Below are 631 nucleotides of genomic sequence, written 5' to 3'. Positions count from 1 at the left end.
AGCCAAACTTAAAGCGGTCGGCAAACTGCAACAAATGGAAGAAAAGCAGCGTGATAGGGTCGGGCAACAGCTCGACGCTATGCGTCAGCGTCACAATCATCTTTCAACGCAGTTGCAACAACTTTCAGCTCTCAAAGGGCACGCTGGTCAATCGGCGTTGTCCTCTCCGTCTTTGAATAGCGCGGCGTTGATGAACTTCAACCGCGTTGATCAGATGCTGCAAAGAATGCTTCGTCACCACGAGCAAGAGCAAGCGGTGATGCAAGCCGAATGTGCATCAGTACAAAAAACGTTAGAACACAAACACGCTCGCGTTCAAGGGTTGGAAAAGGTATTAGAGAGATGGCGTACCAAGCAAAATTATGAGAAAGCCAAAAAAGAGCAAAAGCTGATTGAAGACATCATCAACTCTCGCGTGAAACGCAAAACGTTGTAAGCGTTTTGCGTTTATTTTTATCTAGTAAAGAGAAACGTTACGTCGTTTTTCTGCGTCGCAGCCACCCTAATAATCCTCCAAAGAACAACAACCCTGCACCTATTGCACCGCCGCTGCCGTTGTCGCTAAATCCTGAAACATTAGTGTCTTCTGGATCAAAGCCTGAATCACCTTCGCTATGGTAATCCTCTAAGG

General features: G+C 46.8%; 1 protein-coding gene and 1 pseudogene. One reads left to right on the top strand and one right to left on the bottom strand.

Annotation, left to right across the window (positions count from 1 at the left end; all coding sequences use genetic code 11):
- On the top strand, window positions 1-436 hold a 436-nt coding region (gene fliJ / locus R7R24_RS27955), incomplete at its 5' end, for a flagellar export protein FliJ (protein ID WP_318120333.1).
- A 37-nt stretch (window positions 437-473) separates the two neighbouring features.
- On the opposite strand, the pseudogene R7R24_RS27950 reads toward fliJ, so the two are convergent.
- A pseudogene (locus tag R7R24_RS27950) lies at window positions 474-631 on the bottom strand (serine protease); the annotation flags it as partial.

The sequence above is a fragment of the Vibrio sp. 704 genome, from assembly GCF_033339295.1.
This window is presented reverse-complemented; position numbering and strand designations above follow the sequence as displayed.